We start from the raw sequence: 17,603 nt of genomic DNA on the forward strand, positions 1-17,603 counted from the left end.
TAGGAGGACGGTCGGAGCGGCGGATCAGTGCCGGTATCGTTCGGCCAGGGCCATGAGGGCCTGGGCGAGCTCGGTGAGGTTGGCGGAGGCGGCCTCGACCTGCCGCGTGCCGGCCGCGGTCTGCTGGCTGGCCTGGCGGATGTTCTGCAGCGCCCCCATCACCTGCTCGATGCCCAGCTGCTGCTGGTTGGTCGAGGCCACGATCTGCTGGAACGTCTGCACGTTCTCCTCCACCCGCGCGGTGATCTCCTCGATCGTGCGCTGCGTCGTGTCCGAGCGCGTCTTGCCCGCCGCCGCACGCTTGACCGCCTCCTCGGTCAGCATCACCGACGTGTTGATGCCCCGCTGGATCTCGCCCAGGATCCCCCGCACCTGCCCCGTGGCCGCCTTGGCCTGGTCGGCCAGGAGCTTCATCTCCGAGGCCACCACCGAGAAGCTGCGCCCGCTCTCGCCGGCCGCGGCCGCCTCGATGGCGGCGTTCAGCGCCAGCAGGTGCGTGCGCTCCGAGATGTCGTTGACCGTCTCGATGATGTCGCCGATCGTCTGGGTCTTCTCCGACAGGCTGACGATGTTGCCGGCCACCGCCTCCGCCTGCTCGCGGATCGCGTCCATGGCCTTGGCGGTGTCGGACACCGCGCGCAGCCCCTGGCGCGAGGTCTGGGCGGTCGCCTGGGCGGTGGCGATCACCTCGGTGGCGCGCTTGGAGATCTGCGCCCCCGAATGGGTGATCTCGTCGACCGTGGCGGCCGTCTCCTGCACGGCGGCGAACTGCTGCTCGACCGAGGCCGCCTGCTCCTGCGCCGAGGCGCGGATCTCGGCCGCGGCCGCGTTCAGGTCCGCCGTCGCCGCCCGGTTCGTCCGCGCCAAGTCCGACAGACCCGAGACCATCGTGTTCAGCGTCGTGCTCAGACGGCCCACTTCGCCGCCGGCGCGGACATCGAGCGTGCTCGACAGGTCGCCCTCGCCGACCCGTCCCACGAAGCCCATCACCGCCACGAGAGGCCTGACGACGAGGCGGTTGATGGCGACCCCGATGCCCAGGCAGATCAGCAGCGTGATCAGCGTTCCGCCCCAGAGGGCGAGGCCCTCGTTGCGCTCGCTCCGCGCGACGCGCTCGGCCAGCGCGGCCCGAACCGCTCCTTCGAGACCCTCGATGGCCGCGAGCTTCTCGCGGAAGGTGTCGAACAGCCGCTTGCCCTGACCGTCCGCCTCGATCTTGACCGCCTCGTCACGCTTCGCCGGATCGGCCGCGATTCGCACGACGACCTCGCCGACCTCGGTCTGCCAGCTGCGGGCCGCGGCCACCGCGTCGGCCAAGAGGCGCGTCCGCTCGGGATCGTGGCCGATCAGGGTCCTGAGCCTGTCGATCGCCTCGTCCAGTGTCTGGCGCCCCGTGCGGTAGGGCTCCAGGCTGCCGTCGCGGCCCGTGATCAGGTAGCCGCGCAGTCCGGTCTCCTGATTGAGCATGGCCGCGCGGAAGCCGTCGAGGGCGCGGATCAGCTGGTTGGACCGGCTCCGGGCATCGGTCGCGTCCCGCAGCTGATCGGCCGTGATCAGGACCGCGCCGCTGGTCAGGACCGACACCAGGGCGATGACACCGATCGCACCGCCCAGGATGCGGTTGAGGCCCAGCGTTTGCGGCATCGTCTGCTTCATCCTACGCGGCCCCGCGGACGGCTCTGGCTGAGCCGCGACCGGGGCGCGCTCGCCTCTTAGCGCCGCCGCCCGGCGGATGCGAGCCGCAGCGCCGGGTGCTGGTGCGATATTTACGAGTTGTAAACCGACGAGCGACTTGTACTTGTGCAAGCGAGCGATTGTGTATGCATCTAAATAGCGAGAGCCGCAGTTTTCGATCGTAAAGGTTTTTCAGAGGGCGTTTGCGTCGCGCGAGATGTTGATTTCTTTCCTGATCGATACCGATCGCAAAGCGGATCCACTCGACGCGAACCTTCGCGCGCGGGCCCGCGTCGAGCAGCTCGACGTCGCGCTCCGCCTGGTTCCCTTCACGATTCTTGTGAGCCTCAGCGTCGTACAGGTCATCGTTTATCTGTTCTGGCAACCGGGCAACCGGGTCTACCTCGCCGGGCTCGAGGCGCTCGTCCTGCCCCTGGCGGTGGTCTCGCTCCAGCAGTGCTGGCGCTGGCGCTCCCGTCCGAAACCCCTCGAAGTGCCGTCCTCATTCGTCCAGGGCGTGGTGCTGGCCGCCCAGGCCTACGGCCTCCTGCTGGCCTCCATCCCGGTCATGCTCTTCGCCGGGGCCGACGCGCACGGGCGGCTCCTGATCGCCTCCAGCATCGCGGGCCTGATCGCGACCGGCATGAGCGCGGCGGTGCTGCCCCGCGTCGCCATCGGCTATTCCGGCCTGATCATCCTCGGCTCATTCATCGCCCTCGCGACGACCGGGGAGCCCTTCTACATCTACGTCGCGGTCCTGCTGTTCTTCTACGCGATCTTCATCTGCTTCACGATCGTGCATCTCAGCCGGCTGTTGACGATGCGGGTCATCGCGCAGATTGAGCTGGAACGGCAGCAGGAATTCACCCACCTCCTGCTCAACGAGTTCGAGGAGAGCGCCAGCGACTGGCTCTGGGAAACGGATGCCGACCTGCGCCTCCAACACGTCTCGCCGCGCCTGATCGAGGTCGCCGGCTCCTCCGAGCGCCAGCTGATGGGCCTGCCCCTGGAGCGGCTGCTGCTGCCGCCGGTGGCGCCGCCCAGGAGCCACTCGAGCACCACCCTGTGGGGCTGCATCGCCGAGCGGCGCGCCTTCCGGAACCTGCACCTGCAGCTCGACATCGCCGGCGAGCGGCGGACGTGGTGCCTCAGCGGCAAGCCGACCTTCAACCGGGCCGGCGCATTCTCGGGCTATCGCGGCGTCGGCTCCGACGTGACCGAGAAGCGGCGCTCCGAGGAGCGGCTGTCGTATCTCGCCCTGCACGATTCCCTGACCGATCTGCCCAATCGGGTCCTGTTCCATCAGCTCCAGGAAACGGCGCGGGAACGGCTCGCGCAGGGGGACCGGTTCGCCGTGCTCGCCCTCGACCTCGACGAGTTCAAGAGCGTCAACGACACCTTCGGCCACGCGGCCGGCGACAGGCTCCTGAAATCGGTCGCCGAGCGGCTGCGGAGCTTCGAGGCGTCCGATGTTCAGCTCGCCCGTCTGGCGGGCGACGAGTTCGCGGTCCTCGCGACCGGACGGAGCGCCCGTGACCTGCACGGCATCGAGTCGCTCGCGAACGGCATCGTCGAGGCGCTCGCGTCGCCCTTCACCATCGACGGCATCCGGCTGACCGTCAGCGTCAGCATCGGGATCGCGATCGCCCCGCAGGACGGGTGCCAGGAGATCATGCGGCGGGCCGACCTCGCCCTCTACCGCATGAAGAGCGAGGGCCGGAACGGCTACCGCTTCTACGAAGCGGAGATGGATGAGCGGATCGAGGCGCGGCGCGCCCTGACGGCCGACCTGCGGGGCGCCCTCGATCGGGACGAGTTCGTCCTCTACTTCCAGCCGATCGTGGCGGCCAAGGAGTGCCGCGTGCGCGGCTTCGAGGCGCTGATCCGGTGGAAACATCCGGTGCGCGGCTTCGTCTCGCCCGGCGAGTTCATCCCGCTCGCCGAGGAGACCGGGGTGATCATACCGCTGGGCGAGTGGATCCTCCGCGAGGCCTGTCGGATCGCGGCGGGCTGGCCGGGAGATGTCCGCATCGCCGTCAACCTGTCCCCGCGGCAGTTCCGCCACTCGGACCTGACGCAACTCGTCCGCTCCGCGCTGCGCACGAGCGGGCTCGCCGCGCCGCGCCTGGAGCTGGAGGTGACCGAATCGGTGTTCCTGGAGGCCACGCCGGCGATCAACGCCACGCTCGCCAAGCTCCGCGAGATGGGCGTGCGGCTGTCCCTCGACGATTTCGGGACAGGCTACTCGAGCCTGAGCTACCTGCGCCGGATCGCCTTCGACAAGATCAAGATCGACCAGAGCTTCGTCCGCGACCTGCCGCAGGAGCGGAGCGCTGCGGCGATCGTGAACGCGATCATCGACATGGCGACGAGCCTCGACATGACGATCACCGCGGAGGGCGTCGAGACGGATGCCCAGCGCGCCTGCCTGCTGGAGCAGGGGTGCCACGAGTTCCAGGGCTACCTGTTCAGCAAGCCGCTGCCGGCCGAGCAGGCCGCCGCGCTGGCGCGTAGCGGTCAACTCCTCCCGGCGGCGGTTCAGGCGGCGTGAGGCGCGTTCAGACGCCGAGCGGCGCGACGCCGGTCGTGCCGCTCCCGCCCGCGACGGCGTGCGGGGACGTCTTCGGCCAGTAGGGCAGGAAGCCCTCGATGATCGCCCGCGGAATATCGAGCGGGCGATAGTGGACGGTGTCCACGAACATCAGCGACTGCTCGCCCCGGCCGAGGAGGCCGTTGACCTCGCTGTGGATCTCGTGCGCCAGGGTCACGAACTTCCTGTTGTGGCTCGCGATCGAGATACGGACGGTGACCGGCTCGAACTCCATCGCCTCCCGGCGGAAGTCGTGCTGGAAGGACTTCGTCAGAATGTAGAAGTCCGTCGATTTCAGGTCGAAATCCGGCATGCAGATGTTGAAGAACAGCTCGCGGGCCTTGCCCACCCAGCGCACGTAATTGGCGAAGTAGACGTTCCCGACCGAGTTGGTGTCGTCGTAGGTCGGGATGAGGCGCAGGACGAACCAGTGCCCGTCGAACCCGTGCGACGCGACGGCGTCGGTCTGGTCCAACGCCACGGGCACCGGCGCCGCCCGCGGCGCCCGCTCCGCCGCCGGGATCAGCTCCGCGACCGGCGGCGGCGCGCGCCAGCCGAGGACCTCGGCGATCATCGGGAGAGCGCCGATCAGGCCGATCAGCGGCGCGATGGCCAGCAGCGCCCAGCTCGGGGCCAGATAGCCTGTCACGAAGATCAGGCACGCCGTCGCCCCGATCATGGAGGTGAGAACCGGGTCGTAGCGGCGGGTCGCGCCGAGCGTCTCGCACACGAGACACGCCGCCGCCCCGACGAGGAGCGTGGCGAAGGGCATCATCAGGTAGAGGAGCGAGAGGTTCGCCCAGATCGCCGCCGCCGCTGTGGCGAGCGCGGCACCGAGGATCCAGACCGGCGACGCCACGAGGCCGGCCGGCACGAAGGCGAGGAGCGGGGAATTGCTGCGGGCCGTGACCGAGATCCCGAGCCAGCGCGTGGCGCTGTAGAAGCTGTCGATCGTGGTCGCGGCGGCGATCGCCGTCCAGATCACGAAGGCCACCGCGACGCCGGTCGCGGGTTCGCGCCCGATCGCCTGCGCCACGGCCGCGTAGGCTCCCGACAGGCCGTCGGACGAGACGACCGGCATGCCGAGCCCCGCCCGCGCGGCGATGAGCGCGTTGATCGTCAGGAGACCGAGGAAGAGGAGCGCGCCGGTCACGTAGGCCGCGCGCACCGACCCGCCCGAGCGCCGGATCTCGACCGCCCGCTGCCACTGCTGGATGTCCATCCAGGGGCCGAGCAGGAAGCCGACCAGCGAGGGGACGACGAGCCCGTAGAAGCGCTCGTCGAAGGCCTGCAGCGGGACGTCCCAGCCGTCCCGCTGCGCGGACAGCCCGCCGAGCAGGATCACGCTCGCGGCGAGCCCGACCGCCAGCGCCCCGCAATGGACGATGCGGATCCCGCGCAGCGGGACGGCATGGCCGAGCGAGCAGGCGACGAGGACCAATGCGATCACGCCCACGGCGGCGTCGTGGCCGAACAGGGGAAGCCACGCGTAGGCCGCGAAGCCGAAGATCGTGATCGCGACGGCGAAGAACTGGGCTCCCATGAACAGGAGCGCGTAGGGGCCCTGCACGGCGGCCACGATCGCGTCGATATTCCGACGCGGCGCGCCGAGCATCCAGCCGAACAGGCCGAGACCGGTCGCGTTCGGCAAGGCGAAGGCAAGGAACCCGAGCCAGCCGTATGTCAGCGTGACATGGATCGCGTAGAAAAACCCGAGCCCCCAGAACCACGACAAAGCAATCGTGGGTGCCCAGGCCGCGGAGCGGATGAACTGGGAAGGCATTGTGGCTTCAAGCGCTCCGGACCTTAAGCTGCAATAGCGTATCAGATTCGTTTCGGGAATATGGCGAACCCAAAAGAAGGCGGATACAAGAAATTCAGTGAGGGAAAAGCATCGGGCTGCTCCGCCACGGCCGGCGATCCGAGGGGGGCGCGTGTCCTATAGGCACCCGCCACGGCGCCGAGGCCCGGGTGATCCGCCTAGTCGGCGAGCGTCTTCCGACCGTCGCGGACCAGATCGACGAAGTTGCAGACCAGGGCGGCTTTCGCGGGCGACCACAGCGCGAAGACGTCGGCGCGGATGCGGGGTCCCTCGAGCGGCCTGTAGACCACGTCGGCATGCGCCAGCCGGGCGACGTATTCCGGGATGATGGCGATGCCCAGGCCGGATGCGACGAGGCTCGTCAATGAGGCCGCCTCGACGGCCTGATGGGTGATGGTGGGGACGAACCCGGACTCGACGCAGCAATCCCAGAGATACTTGGCGAACAGCGAATCGGACATCCGGAGGAACACGAACCGCTCGTCGCGCAGGTCGGCGAGCCGGAGGCTGCCCCGCGCGAGACGGTGCCCCCTGGGAAGGACGACCTGCACGGTCTCGCTCCACGCGCGGACCCGGACCAGATCGGCATCCTGCGGCGGGGCTCGCAGGAAGCTGACGTCGGTCTGCCCCGCCTTCAGCATCGCGATCTGGCAATCCGGCGACATCTCGTGGATTCGGAGATCCACCGCGGGATAGACCTGCGCGAAATCCCGGATCGCGTGCCCGAGCGGCCCCGCGAGCATCGAGCCCGTCAGGCCGACATTGATGATGCCGGCGGTGCCCCCGCCGATCGCCCGGGCGCGCTCGACGGCCTCGGCGGCCCGCTCCAGGAGCCCGATCGCCTGAACGTGAAAGTCATGACCTGCCCGCGTCAGCGCCACGCGCCGGGTCGTCCGCTCGAAGAGAGCCGTCCCGATCTCCGCCTCCAGATCGCGGATCTGCTGGCTGAGCGGCGGCTGCGCGACACCGAGGCTCTCCGCGGCGGCGGTGAAGCTCAGGTGCTTCGCCACAGCGACGAAGTAGCGGAGATGGCGCAGTTCCATGGGCGGATTAAAACTCTGAGCGTTTCAAACTAAATGAAATAGATATTTGACGTCTAGATCGTTCGGCACGATTTTGCCGCCGGGAAGGCCGAGCAGGCATCGCTTTGCACAATGGCGCCGCGCCGCGCGGTCGGGCTCGACCGGACCCGCCCATGAGAGGCGGGACGATCGCGGTCGGGTCGGGTCGGGTCGAGCCTTCCGAGGGAGATCGCGATGAAGCGCTTGTACGGGTCGCTGTTCGGGCAGGTTGTGGCCGCCCTGATGATCGGCATCCTCGTCGGCCGGCTCTGGCCCGACTTCGCCGTCACCCTCAAGCCGCTGGGCGACGTCTTCATCAAGCTCATCAAGATGGTGGTCGCGCCGCTGGTCTTCGGCGTCGTCGTGCACGGCATCGTCGGCGCGGGCGACCTCCGGAAGGTCGGTCGCGTCGGGCTCAAGTCCCTGATCTACTTCGAGGTGGTGACGACCATCGCGCTCGCGCTGGGGCTCGTCCTCGCCTACGTGTTCGCGCCCGGTCACGGCATGAACGTCGATGTGGCGACCCTCGATGCCAAGTCGCTCACCAGCTACACCGACCGCGTCGGGCAGGTGACGGGCACCGTCGACTTCCTGATGAAGATCGTGCCGACGACCTTCATCGACGCGTTCGCCAAGGGCGACATCCTCCAGGTCCTGCTCCTCGCGATCCTGTTCGGCGCCGGGCTCTCGCTCCTCGGCGAGCGCGGCAAGCCGCTGGCCGACAGCCTGGAGCGCATCACCGAGGTCCTGTTCCGGATCATCGGCTTCATCGTGCGGCTGGCGCCGCTCGGCGTGCTGGGCGCGGTCGCCTTCACGGTCGGGAAATACGGCGTCGGGTCCCTGAAGCAGCTCAGCATGCTGGTGATGCTCTTCTACGCCGGCGTCGCGCTCTTCGTGGTCGTGGTGCTCGGAAGCATCATGCGGCTCGCGGGATTCAGCCTCTTCAAGCTGCTCGCCTACCTGCGCGAGGAGTTGACCGTCGTCGCCGGCACCGCCTCGTCGGACTGCGTGCTGCCGCAGGTCATGCGCAAGCTGGAGCGGCTCGGCATCAAAGAATCCACCGTCGGCCTCGTGATCCCGACCGGCTACTCCTTCAACCTCGACGCCTTCTCGCTCTACCTGACCCTCGCCACCGTGTTCATCGCCCAGGCGACCAACACGGACCTGTCCTTCGGCCACCTGATGCTGATCCTCGGCATCGCGCTCCTGACCTCCAAGGGCGCCCACGGCGTGCCCGGCTCGGCGATCGTCGTCCTCGCCGCCACGTTGTCGGCGGTGCCGGAGATCCCGGTGATCGGGCTGGTCCTCGTCCTATCGGTCGACTGGTTTGTCGGCATCGCCCGCGCCCTCGGGAACCTGATCGGCAACTGCGTCGCGACCGTCGTCATCGCCGCCTGGGAGGGCGACATCGACCGAGTGCGGGCCAATCGCGTCCTGAACGGCGAGGACACCACCAACACGGCGGAGATCCTCGAGGCGCCCGTCGCCGAGCCGCGCACCGCGTGACCAGATCCCCGACAGACGTTTACAGCTTGAAGTCGAATTCTGGAGACCGACCATGAGCGCTGGAGCCTACAACCCCCCGTGCGGTGGCCTACCCGGCCAGACGCGGCTGATGACCGGCCGCGCGGTGTTCACCGAGGCCTACGCGGTGATCCCCCACGGCGTCATGAGCGACATCGTCACCAGCCTCCTTCCGGGCTGGGACAGGACCCAGGCCTGGATCGTGGCCCGGCCGCTCTCGGGCTTCGCCGAGACCTTCGCCCAGTACCTCATGGAGGTCGCCCCCGGCGGCGGCAGCCAAGCCCCCGAGCCGGAGCCGCAGGCCCAGGGCGTCCTGTTCGTGGTCGCCGGCACGGCCAGCCTCACCCTGGAGGGCGCGCGGCACGCCCTGCGGCCGGGCAGCTACGCCTACCTCGCTCCCGGGGCGGCCTGGGCGCTGCGCAACGACGGCGACGCGCCCGCGCGCTTCCATTGGATCCGCAAGGCCTACCAGCCCGCCGCCGGCCTCGACGCGCCGACGTCCTTCGTCACCCACGAATCGGCGGTCGAGCCGGCCGGCATGGTCGGCACCGACGGCGCCTGGGCGACGACCCGCTTCGTCGCCTCCGACGACCTGCGCCACGACATGCACGTCAACATCGTCAGCATGCGCCCGGGCGCCTCGATCCCGTTCGAGGAGACCCACGTCATGGAGCACGGACTGTTCGTGCTGGAGGGCAAGGCGGTCTACCGGCTCAACCGCGACTGGGTTGAGGTCGAGGCGGGCGACTTCATGTGGCTGCGCGCCTTCTGCCCCCAGGCCTGCTACGCGGGCGGGCCGGGCCCGTTCCGGTACCTGCTGTACAAGGACGTCAACCGCCACCCGGCGCTGGCGCCGCGCGGGCTCGGCCGGTGAGCGCTGGCGCCCGCACGGTCGTCGCCCGGCCGCTGACGGCCGAGGCGTTCGCGCCGTTCGGCACGGTGATCGACGTCGCCGCGGTGGCGCCGCGGCCGATGAACGGCGGGATGGCGCGGCGCTTCCACGATCTGGCGGCGGTCGAGGTCGTGGGCGAGGGGTCGCGGGTGGTGATCGGGCTGGTCGAGGCGCAGCCCTACCCGGTGCCGCTGCGGCTCGGCCTGGTCGAGCGGCACCCGCTGGGCGCGCAGGCGTTCCTGCCGCTGAGCGTGGCGCCGTTCCTGGTGGTGGTCTGCCCGGACGCGGAGGGCCGTCCCGGCCCGCCCCAGGCCTTCGTGACGGCGCCGGGGCAGGGGGTCTGCTACGCGCGCAACACGTGGCACGGGGTGCTGACGCCCTACGGCCAGCCGCAGGACTTCGTGGTGGTCGACCGCGGCGGCCCGGGCGTGAACCTCGAGGAACACACCTTCGAGGAACCCTGGACGGTGCATCTGCCCGGCCAGGACTGAGGCCGAGCGCGCCATCCGCGCCATCGTCGCGTCGCCACGGTCTCGCGCGGCCGGGGCCGCCTCCGGTCGCCCCGTATCAGCGGCGGCCGGATGCAATCATTCCCGGGGACGCGGCCGCGAAAGTCCGTTGACTGGCACCGGTCAGCGGCTATCGAGGCCGCAATCAGGAGTCCGCACCAACGCGGACCCGAGGAAACGTCGGGCCCCGCGCCCGCACCGGAAAGGCCGCCATGTCCCCGTACCGCACGCCCCTGTCCCGCCGCCGATTCCTGGCGACCGGCTCGACGGCCCTCATCGCCGGTACCGTGGCGGCACCGCACGTGGCGCGGGCGCAGAAGGCAGAATTCACGTACAAGTACGCCAACAACCTGCCCGACACGCATCCGATGAATATCCGCGCCCGCGAGATGGCGGAGGCGCTGCGCACGGAGACCGGCGGCCGGTTCGACCTCAAGATCTTCCCGACGAGCCAGCTCGGCTCCGACACCGACACGCTCAGCCAGCTGCGCTCGGGCAGCGTCGAGTTCTTCACGATGTCGCCGCTGATCCTCTCGACGCTGGTGCCGAACGCGTCGATCAACGGCATCGGCTACGCCTTCCCGAGCTACGACGCCGTCTGGCCGGCCATGGACGGCGAGCTCGGCGCCTGGGTCCGCCAGCAGATCGCCAAGGCCGGCCTCGTCGCCATGGAGAAGATCTGGGACAACGGCTACCGCCAGACCACCTCGTCGACCAAGCCGATCGCCACGCCCGACGACTTCAAGGGCTTCCGGATCCGCGTCCCGGTCTCGCCGCTCTGGACCTCGATGTTCAAGGCCTTCGACGCGGCTCCCGCGTCGATCAACCTGAACGAGACCTACTCGGCCCTGCAGACCAAGATCGTCGAGGGCCAGGAGAACCCGCTGGCGGTGATCTCCACGACGAAGTTCTACGAGGTGCAGAAGTACTGCTCGCTCACCAACCACATGTGGGACGGGTACTGGTTCCTGGCGAACCGCCGCGCCTGGGAGCGCCTGCCGGCGGACCTGCGCGAGACGGTGGCCCGCCACATCAACGCCGCCGGCATGAAGGAGCGGGCGGACGTCGCCCAGCTCAACGCAAACCTGCAGGCGGACCTGTCGAAGAACGGGATGGTCTTCAACAAGCCCGACCCGGAGCCCTTCCGCGACAAGCTGCGCAAGGCCGGTTTCTACGCCGAGTGGAAGGGCCGGTACGGCGACGAGGGCTGGTCGCTGCTCGAGAAGGCCTGCGGGAAGCTCACCTGATGAGCGCCGCGGGGGCGCCGCGCGGCGGGGTCGCGCCGTGCTCCCGGCGGGTGATGAATCTCGCCCATTTCCTGCGCCGCGCCGCGCGCCGGTTTCCGGACGCGGTGGGGCTCGCCTGGGGCGCGCGGCGCTGGACCTGGGCCGAGCTCGACGCCCGGGTCGACGCGATGGCGGCGGCGCTCGCCGCCCGTGGTGTGACCAAGGGTGATCGCGTCCTGGTCCAGGCACGCAACAGCAACCAGCTGTTCGAGTCGATGTTCGTCTGCTTCCGGCTCGGCGCCGTCTGGGTGCCGGCCAATTTCCGGCAGACGCCTGCGGAGATCGCCTATCTCGCCCGTGCCAGCGGCGCCTCGACGCTGATCTGCGGCGCGGGTTTCCCGGAGCACGCCGCCGCGGTGCGCGAGGCCTGCCCGGATCTGGACCGCGTCGTGGCGATCGGCGACGCGGCCTTCGGGGCCGGCTACGACGCGCTCGTCGCCGACCATCTCGGCGCGGCCGCGCCCGTCGCCGATGTCGAGCACGACGATCCGTGCTGGTTCTTCTTCACTTCCGGCACGACGGGCCGCCCCAAGGCGGCGGTCCTGACCCACGGCCAGATGGCCTTCGTCATCACCAATCACCTCTGCGACCTGATGCCGGGCACGACGGAGGCCGACGCGTCCCTGGTCGTGGCGCCGCTCTCGCACGGCGCCGGCATCCACCAGCTCGCGCAGGTCGCGGCCGGCACCAAGACGGTGCTGACCGCGGGCGAGCGGCTCGATCCCGAGGAGGTCTGGGCTCTCATCGAGGCGTGGCGCGTCACGAATCTCTTCACCGTGCCGACCATCGTCAAGCTGCTGACTGAGCACCCCGCGGTGTCGACGCACGACCATTCCAGCCTGCGCCACGTCATCTACGCGGGCGCGCCGATGTACCGGGCGGACCAGCAGCACGCGCTGCGAGTGCTCGGGCCGGTGCTGGTGCAATACTTCGGCCTCGGCGAGGTGACGGGCAACATCACGGTGCTGCCGCCCCGCCTGCACGCGGCCGAGGACGGGCCGGACGTCAAGGTCGGCACCTGCGGATTCGAGCGCACCGGCATGCAGGTCCAGATCCAGGACATGCAGGGGCGCGAGTGCCCGCCGGGCGTCACCGGCGAGATCTGCGTCTGCGGCCCGGCCGTGTTCGCGGGCTACTACGACAATCCGGAGGCCAACGCGGCGGCGTTCCGCGACGGCTGGTTCCGGACCGGCGATCTCGGCCATCTCGATTCCGAGGGCTTCCTGTTCATCACCGGCCGCGCCTCGGACATGTACATCTCCGGCGGCTCCAACGTGTATCCGCGCGAGATCGAGGAGAAGCTCCTCACGCATCCGGCGATCACCGAGGCCGCGATTCTCGGCGTCCCGGATCCCGGCTGGGGCGAGGTCGGCGTCGCGGTCTGCGTCGCCCGTCCCGGGGCCGCGGTGCAGGAGGGAGAGCTGATCGCGTGGCTGTCCGCGACTGTCGCTCGTTACAAGCTGCCTCGGCGCGTGTTCTTCTGGGAGGCCCTGCCGAAATCCGGCTACGGCAAGGTGACAAAGCGCGCGATCCGCGAGGGACTTGAGGCGCGGGGCGACCTGCCCCTCGCCGGGCAGGCGAGGCCGCAGGCCCGATAGGGCTGTCGCGATCCCATCCGGTTGATGCGGCATCCCGTCTTTGCGAGCGGAGCGAAGCAATCCAGTCAGCGCCACGATCTCAGTGGACGCGCCGCCCTGGATCGCTTCAATTCGCTCTCGAGGACGCCAGCGGCGGAATCGGCCTCCATATGCGGGATGCAGTTTCAGGGAGTCGCATCGACCTAAGGGGGTCCGACCGGTGGCAGGCATTCCGAGCGGAAAGTCGGGCCGGTCCACATCCCTCCGCGCACATCATGATCTCGTTGCATGACAGCTCCGAGATGCAGACCCTGACATGTCCCCGGAGCTGCGCGCATATTGCAGTGCAGCACGCCGGGCCCCCGCCCGGCCACGATCGGGATCTCGGCACGATGACCACCCTCGCGAATCTCGTCAGCCGGCTCGAGGGTGCAGTGCGGCGCGCCGCGGCCGAACGCTACGCCGAGCAGCGCGAGCGGATCGCGCGGACCGGCGGCGCCGGCATGATCTGATCGCGCGCGGCGCGTCCCCGCGGTGGAGATCGTCAGAGGAAGCCGATCGAGAACCAGGGGACGAGGATGATGGCGAGCAGCCCGATCAGCAGGGCCACGATGTAGCCGACGATCGGGCGCATCCCGGCATCGGGATGGATCCGGCTGATGGCGCAGGCGGCGTAATAGCCGACGCCGAAGGGCGGGGCGAACAGGCCGATGCCCATCGCGAGGATGACCACCATGGCGTAGTGGACCTCGTGGACCGCGACTGCCCGCGCGATCGGGAACAGCAGCGGCCCGAACAGCACGATCGCCGGGATGCCCTCCAGCACCGAGCCCAGGATGATGAAGGCGAAGGCCGAGACGAACAGGAACCCGAGCGCGCCGCCCGGGAGGCTCTTCATCACCTCGGCGAGCGTCTGCGAGAAGCCCGACTGCGTCAGCGCCCAGGCCATCCCGGTGGCCGCGCCGATGATCAGCAGGATCGCCCCCGACAGGGTCGCGGTGGTCACCAGCATCGGGTAGAGCCGCCGCCACTCGAACTGACGGTAGATCAGCAGGCCGGCCAGCGCCGCGTAGACGATGCCGATGGTCGAGACCTCGGTGGCGGTGGCGATGCCCTCGACCACGGCGAAGCGGATCACGAAGGGCAGCGCGAGTGCCGGGATCGCCACCAGGAAGGCGCGACCGATGACCCGGCCGGACGGCCTGGCGACGTGGCTCAGGTCCTCGCGGCGGTAGCGCCACCAGACCAGCGCGCACAGCGTCGCGGCGAGGACGAGGCCAGGCATCAGGCCGCCGGTGAACAGCGCGGTGATCGACACGCCGGTGACCGAGCCGATGGTGATCAGCACGATCGAGGGCGGGATCGTCTCGGTCTGCGCGCCGGTGGTGGCGAGCAGGGCGACCAGATCGCCCTCCTTGGCGCCGCGGGCCTTCATCTCGGGGAACAGCACGGGGGCGACGGCGGCCATGTCGGCGGCCTTGGAGCCGGAGATGCCCGAGACGAGGTACATGGCCCCGACCAGCACGTAGTGCAGGCCGCCGCGGACGTGACCGAGCAGCGAGGCCAGGAAGCCGACCATGGCTTTCGCCATGCCGGTCATCTCGATCAGCAGGCCGAGGAACACGAACAGCGGCACCGCGAGCAGGATGAGGTGGCTCATGCCCTCGTCCATGCGGCCGACCACCACCATGGAGGGCGCGTCGGTGGTCAGCGTGATGTAGGCGAAGGTCGACAGGCCGAACGCGAAGGCGATCGGCACGCCGGAGAAGACCAGCGCGCCGACGCCGACGACGAAGAACAGCAGCAGGTTGAGGTTCCCGAGGTTGGCGAGCCACGGCTGCAGCGCCAGGAGCGCGGCGGCAACACCGCCCCCCAGGATCAGCGCCCCCACGGTCAGTTTCCAGTCGGCGGTCTCCAGGAGTCGGATCAGCGCCACGATCAGCATGAGGCCGAGGCCGATCGGCAGGGCGGCGGCGCGCCACGCGTTGTTCAGCTCCAGCGCCGGCGTCTGCACGAAGGTCTCCTCGCTGGCGAACTCGAAGGCCGGCTCCAGCAGCAGGGCGACGAAGATCAGGCCGGCGACCAGGGCGACCGTCTCCAGGAAGGCGCGCAGGCGCGGGCCGCTCATGGCCACGAAAGCGGTCATGCGCATGTGCTCGGCGCGCCGGAAGGCGACCACGGCGCCGAGCATGGCGAGCCACAGGAACAAGATCGAGGCGAGCTCGTCCGACCAGATGATGGGATCGCGGAACACGTAGCGGCTGACGACACCGCTGAGCAGAACCGCGATCTCGGCCAGGACGAGCAGTGCCGCCGGGATCTCCACGAGGTGGCCGAGCCCGGCATCCACCCGGCGCAGCCAGCCCCGGGCGCGCAGCGGCGGTCCCGAAAATTCAATCCCCGCCGTCGACTCGACGGCCGCAACATCGATCTGCATGGCGCCCCTCCGTCGGGGCCGCTCCCGATGCCGCTGGCGGCGGGATCGACCCCACATGCGTCTTCGCGTGTGTCTTGCGGTGCGTCTCGGCGCGCCTTCGTTCTCCGATACCGTTATCCGATCCTGCGGAAAACGGTCCCGGTCAGTTTGCCCGACGCATCTTCACGATGCGACCGCGCCCCATCGCCGTACTTCGTTTTCCAGTCCTTGTGGAATCTCTGCCGTTCAGCGGCGCGCGAATCCGCGCCAGCAGGTCGGCCGGCTCGCGGATGCGGGCCGCCCGAGCGGGTCGCGGAGCGGCGTGACAGTTTCCTAACCCAGCGGCATCCGCATTAAATTTTCGCCGCGGGGTGATCCTGAGACGTTGTCGGCGTCGAACGCGTCGGTGATGAGGTGGGCATAGTCCATGCGGGCGGCGACCCGCACCCCGAAATCCGGATGGGCGCTCAGGAATCGCGCCGGCCGCAGCGCCACGAGGTCGGAGGCGCGGTTCGACTCGGCGGAGGCGCGCCCGACATGGTCGCGCAACGCCTATCCCGCAGGGGTCCGCGGGATGCCCTGACCCACCTGCTCGAACAGAACGACGCCCAGCGTCTCTTCCGTCCTGCGCGATGCCTGACTGACTGCGCTCGGGGGAGAGGTTGGACGGCGGAGAGGGGTACGGACGGCCTCATCCGGAACAGGATAGGCCGCGACCGGTGCCGCTGGGATCGGGCCCGGGCCGGCGATACGCCGGTCGCGGCGCGCCGAGATCAGGCCGACCGGTGGCCGCGGACCCGGACCGGCGCGGCGACCGGGACGATCTTGCCCTGCTGGGCAACCTCGCAGAGGACCGCCACCATCGCGTCGGCCTGCGTCTCGAGGTCGGGCGGCCCGACATCGTCGCGCGTGTTACGCCAGGCGATGAAGATGCAGGCCAGGATGGCCGACGCGCTGGCTGCCAGGGGTGCGATGATCAGCGCGGCGAGGGCGCTCACCGGCGCCAGGATCGTGGCTGTCGCGAGACCGCTGACGATGGCTGCGGCTATCAAGACGATCATCGGAGCCTCGCCCGATCTGCGTGGCCGGATCCCGTGCCCGTCCACCGTCCTAGGATCACGTCACAAAGGTTTACGCTTCGTTAACGGGAAGCTTCCATCCGCTAATTCCGTGGCAGCTGTCCCGCCGATTGCTTGACGATCGCCCGTTCAGCGCCCGCGAGGACAGGTCGGGGCGCGGATTCGTGCCCCCGGCTCCGGTCAGCCGGGTCGCGCAACACGACGAGCTGCGCCGTGGTCGGCCCGATCGCGGACGCCGGCACGCCGGTGGCGCGGACTGTGCGGAGACTGTTCACGCCTTCGTGAGGTTACGCGCTGCAATCCGCTCGCGCAGCGTGTCGACCACATGCCCAGATGTGTTCAAACTGATACGATCGGATCAGGCCTAGTACAGGGCGATCCCTTGCTGCTCAGGGTTGGGCAATGATAGCCCTTGCGCGCCCGGCGTGTAGGAATTCTGTCTCCAATGGCCATCGATGTTCGAGCTGTCGCGCGCCTGCGCGAGATCGCAGCCGTCATTGGCTGTCCGGTCGAGGCCTTCTACGGACCGGATGGCGAGGCCGTCGACCTCGGCATGACGCACGAACTCTTTCACCTCTGGCACGCGATACAGGATCCGAATGCGCGTCAGCGGGTCCTGAACAGCGCGCGGCGTGAGGCTCTCGGCGACGCGGTCCCCGGGACGGCCGCCGAATAGCCGCCGCGCCGTCAGCGCCCCTGTGCGATCCAGCCCAGGACCGTCGCGCAGCGCTCGGCCTGCTCGCGGGTCAATCCCGACGCGACGGCGGCGCCGTTGCGGTAGACCACGAAGGTCCCGTCGTCGGTCGCGCGGATCTTGACGGACGCCATCACTCGGCTCCCGACGTGAGAGCCCGAAGCTGGGAGAGGCCGGCCGCGGTGATCTGCCAGACCGCCACTGGACCACCCGGATCCTCGAGCGGGTCGATCCGCCGGAGATGGCCGGTGCTCTCGAGCGCCGTCAGTCGGCTGTGGTCGCCGGGCCAGGACGCGTCCGCCCTCTGACGGATCGTGATCTGGTAATCCCGTGCCTCCGCTGCCTTGTTGAGGAGACGGCGCTGGTGGTTCACTCGCATCGGCACTCCGGCTCAGCTCGGGTCGGTACGCAGTAACTACGGACAGGCTGGCCGATACGGTTAAGCTTGGCAACCCCGCGGTCGCAACGGGCTCTGGATC

Annotated in this window: 15 protein-coding genes; 7 read left to right on the forward strand and 8 right to left on the reverse strand. The window is 69.4% G+C overall.

The window, feature by feature from the left end:
- Nucleotides 1-24 precede the first annotated feature (24 nt).
- Nucleotides 25-1,644, reverse strand: coding sequence for a methyl-accepting chemotaxis protein (locus tag LXM90_RS08445; protein ID WP_132366516.1), 1,620 nt, complete (start codon nucleotides 1,642-1,644; stop codon nucleotides 25-27).
- A gap of 247 nt (nucleotides 1,645-1,891) precedes the next feature.
- Here LXM90_RS08445 and LXM90_RS08450 point away from each other — a divergent pair, with 247 nt between their 5' ends.
- Nucleotides 1,892-4,225: a putative bifunctional diguanylate cyclase/phosphodiesterase gene (locus tag LXM90_RS08450; RefSeq protein WP_020093570.1), complete on the forward strand. Its 2,334-nt coding sequence runs from the start codon at nucleotides 1,892-1,894 to the stop codon at nucleotides 4,223-4,225.
- Nucleotides 4,226-4,232: 7 nt separating this feature from the next.
- Here LXM90_RS08450 and LXM90_RS08455 read toward each other — a convergent pair whose 3' ends face one another.
- Both LXM90_RS08455 and LXM90_RS08460 read right to left on the reverse strand, forming a co-directional pair.
- A complete protein-coding gene (locus LXM90_RS08455; protein ID WP_026604997.1) occupies nucleotides 4,233-6,047 on the reverse strand; it encodes an acyl-CoA thioesterase in 1,815 nt (604 codons plus the stop codon).
- Between the two features lie 197 nt (nucleotides 6,048-6,244).
- Nucleotides 6,245-7,129 carry a LysR family transcriptional regulator gene (locus LXM90_RS08460; protein ID WP_234082376.1) on the reverse strand — a complete coding sequence of 295 codons (885 nt, stop codon included), beginning with the start codon at nucleotides 7,127-7,129 and terminating at the stop codon, nucleotides 6,245-6,247.
- Between the two features lie 213 nt (nucleotides 7,130-7,342).
- Between LXM90_RS08460 and LXM90_RS08465 the strand changes: the two genes are divergently transcribed.
- The 5 genes from LXM90_RS08465 to LXM90_RS08485 all read left to right on the forward strand — a co-directional run bounded on the left by LXM90_RS08465 (nucleotide 7,343) and on the right by LXM90_RS08485 (nucleotide 12,956).
- Nucleotides 7,343-8,653 carry a dicarboxylate/amino acid:cation symporter gene (locus LXM90_RS08465; protein ID WP_234082380.1) on the forward strand — a complete coding sequence of 437 codons (1,311 nt, stop codon included), beginning with the start codon at nucleotides 7,343-7,345 and terminating at the stop codon, nucleotides 8,651-8,653.
- A gap of 52 nt (nucleotides 8,654-8,705) precedes the next feature.
- Nucleotides 8,706-9,545, forward strand: a complete 840-nt coding sequence (locus LXM90_RS08470; protein WP_026604998.1) for a bifunctional allantoicase/(S)-ureidoglycine aminohydrolase — start codon at nucleotides 8,706-8,708, stop codon at nucleotides 9,543-9,545.
- Nucleotides 9,542-10,054, forward strand: a complete 513-nt coding sequence (locus LXM90_RS08475) for an ureidoglycolate lyase (RefSeq protein ID WP_020093575.1) — start codon at nucleotides 9,542-9,544, stop codon at nucleotides 10,052-10,054. The genes LXM90_RS08470 and LXM90_RS08475 overlap by 4 nt, the downstream gene beginning before the upstream one ends.
- A gap of 230 nt (nucleotides 10,055-10,284) precedes the next feature.
- Nucleotides 10,285-11,319, forward strand: coding sequence for a TRAP transporter substrate-binding protein (locus LXM90_RS08480; protein WP_020093576.1), 1,035 nt, complete (start codon nucleotides 10,285-10,287; stop codon nucleotides 11,317-11,319).
- On the forward strand, nucleotides 11,319-12,956 hold the full coding sequence (locus LXM90_RS08485) for an acyl-CoA synthetase (protein ID WP_020093577.1): 1,638 nt from the start codon (nucleotides 11,319-11,321) through the stop codon (nucleotides 12,954-12,956). The genes LXM90_RS08480 and LXM90_RS08485 overlap by 1 nt, the downstream gene beginning before the upstream one ends.
- A gap of 523 nt (nucleotides 12,957-13,479) precedes the next feature.
- Here the strand turns inward: LXM90_RS08485 and LXM90_RS08490 are convergent.
- The 3 genes from LXM90_RS08490 to LXM90_RS08500 all read right to left on the reverse strand — a co-directional run bounded on the left by LXM90_RS08490 (nucleotide 13,480) and on the right by LXM90_RS08500 (nucleotide 16,412).
- The gene (locus LXM90_RS08490) at nucleotides 13,480-15,372 is read right to left on the reverse strand and encodes a TRAP transporter large permease subunit (RefSeq protein WP_234082383.1); all 1,893 of its coding nucleotides are present in this window, start codon (nucleotides 15,370-15,372) and stop codon (nucleotides 13,480-13,482) included.
- A gap of 312 nt (nucleotides 15,373-15,684) precedes the next feature.
- Entirely contained in the window at nucleotides 15,685-15,900 is a 216-nt protein-coding gene (locus LXM90_RS32090) for a hypothetical protein (RefSeq protein ID WP_020093580.1), read from the reverse strand.
- A gap of 224 nt (nucleotides 15,901-16,124) precedes the next feature.
- Nucleotides 16,125-16,412 carry a hypothetical protein gene (locus tag LXM90_RS08500; RefSeq protein WP_020093581.1) on the reverse strand — a complete coding sequence of 96 codons (288 nt, stop codon included), beginning with the start codon at nucleotides 16,410-16,412 and terminating at the stop codon, nucleotides 16,125-16,127.
- Nucleotides 16,413-16,875: 463 nt separating this feature from the next.
- Between LXM90_RS08500 and LXM90_RS08505 the strand changes: the two genes are divergently transcribed.
- Nucleotides 16,876-17,106 carry a hypothetical protein gene (locus tag LXM90_RS08505; RefSeq protein WP_020093582.1) on the forward strand — a complete coding sequence of 77 codons (231 nt, stop codon included), beginning with the start codon at nucleotides 16,876-16,878 and terminating at the stop codon, nucleotides 17,104-17,106.
- A gap of 11 nt (nucleotides 17,107-17,117) precedes the next feature.
- On the opposite strand, the gene LXM90_RS08510 is transcribed toward LXM90_RS08505, so the two are convergent.
- Entirely contained in the window at nucleotides 17,118-17,258 is a 141-nt protein-coding gene (locus LXM90_RS08510; protein ID WP_012319948.1) for a hypothetical protein, read from the reverse strand.
- A complete protein-coding gene (locus LXM90_RS08515; protein ID WP_026604999.1) occupies nucleotides 17,258-17,503 on the reverse strand; it encodes a hypothetical protein in 246 nt (81 codons plus the stop codon). Before LXM90_RS08515 ends, LXM90_RS08510 begins: the two co-directional genes overlap by 1 nt.
- Nucleotides 17,504-17,603 lie beyond the last annotated feature (100 nt).

The organism is Methylobacterium oryzae, assembly GCF_021398735.1.
Classification (GTDB): Bacteria; Pseudomonadota; Alphaproteobacteria; order Rhizobiales; family Beijerinckiaceae; genus Methylobacterium.

Bases quoted from the DNA above. Each gene is read 5' to 3' on its own strand.
- LXM90_RS08485 (WP_020093577.1), top strand. From the start codon at position 11,319: ATGAGCGCCGCGGGGGCGCCGCGCGGCGGGGTCGCGCCGTGCTCCCGG.
- LXM90_RS08470 (WP_026604998.1), top strand. From the start codon at position 8,706: ATGAGCGCTGGAGCCTACAACCCCCCGTGCGGTGGCCTACCCGGCCAG.
- LXM90_RS08465 (WP_234082380.1), top strand. From the start codon at position 7,343: ATGAAGCGCTTGTACGGGTCGCTGTTCGGGCAGGTTGTGGCCGCCCTG.
- LXM90_RS08490 (WP_234082383.1), bottom strand. From the start codon at position 15,372: ATGCAGATCGATGTTGCGGCCGTCGAGTCGACGGCGGGGATTGAATTT.
- LXM90_RS08460 (WP_234082376.1), bottom strand. From the start codon at position 7,129: ATGGAACTGCGCCATCTCCGCTACTTCGTCGCTGTGGCGAAGCACCTG.
- LXM90_RS08450 (WP_020093570.1), top strand. From the start codon at position 1,892: ATGTTGATTTCTTTCCTGATCGATACCGATCGCAAAGCGGATCCACTC.
- LXM90_RS08500 (WP_020093581.1), bottom strand. From the start codon at position 16,412: ATGATCGTCTTGATAGCCGCAGCCATCGTCAGCGGTCTCGCGACAGCC.
- LXM90_RS08505 (WP_020093582.1), top strand. From the start codon at position 16,876: ATGGCCATCGATGTTCGAGCTGTCGCGCGCCTGCGCGAGATCGCAGCC.
- LXM90_RS08445 (WP_132366516.1), bottom strand. From the start codon at position 1,644: ATGCCGCAAACGCTGGGCCTCAACCGCATCCTGGGCGGTGCGATCGGT.
- LXM90_RS08510 (WP_012319948.1), bottom strand. From the start codon at position 17,258: ATGGCGTCCGTCAAGATCCGCGCGACCGACGACGGGACCTTCGTGGTC.
- LXM90_RS08480 (WP_020093576.1), top strand. From the start codon at position 10,285: ATGTCCCCGTACCGCACGCCCCTGTCCCGCCGCCGATTCCTGGCGACC.
- LXM90_RS08455 (WP_026604997.1), bottom strand. From the start codon at position 6,047: ATGCCTTCCCAGTTCATCCGCTCCGCGGCCTGGGCACCCACGATTGCT.
- LXM90_RS08515 (WP_026604999.1), bottom strand. From the start codon at position 17,503: ATGCGAGTGAACCACCAGCGCCGTCTCCTCAACAAGGCAGCGGAGGCA.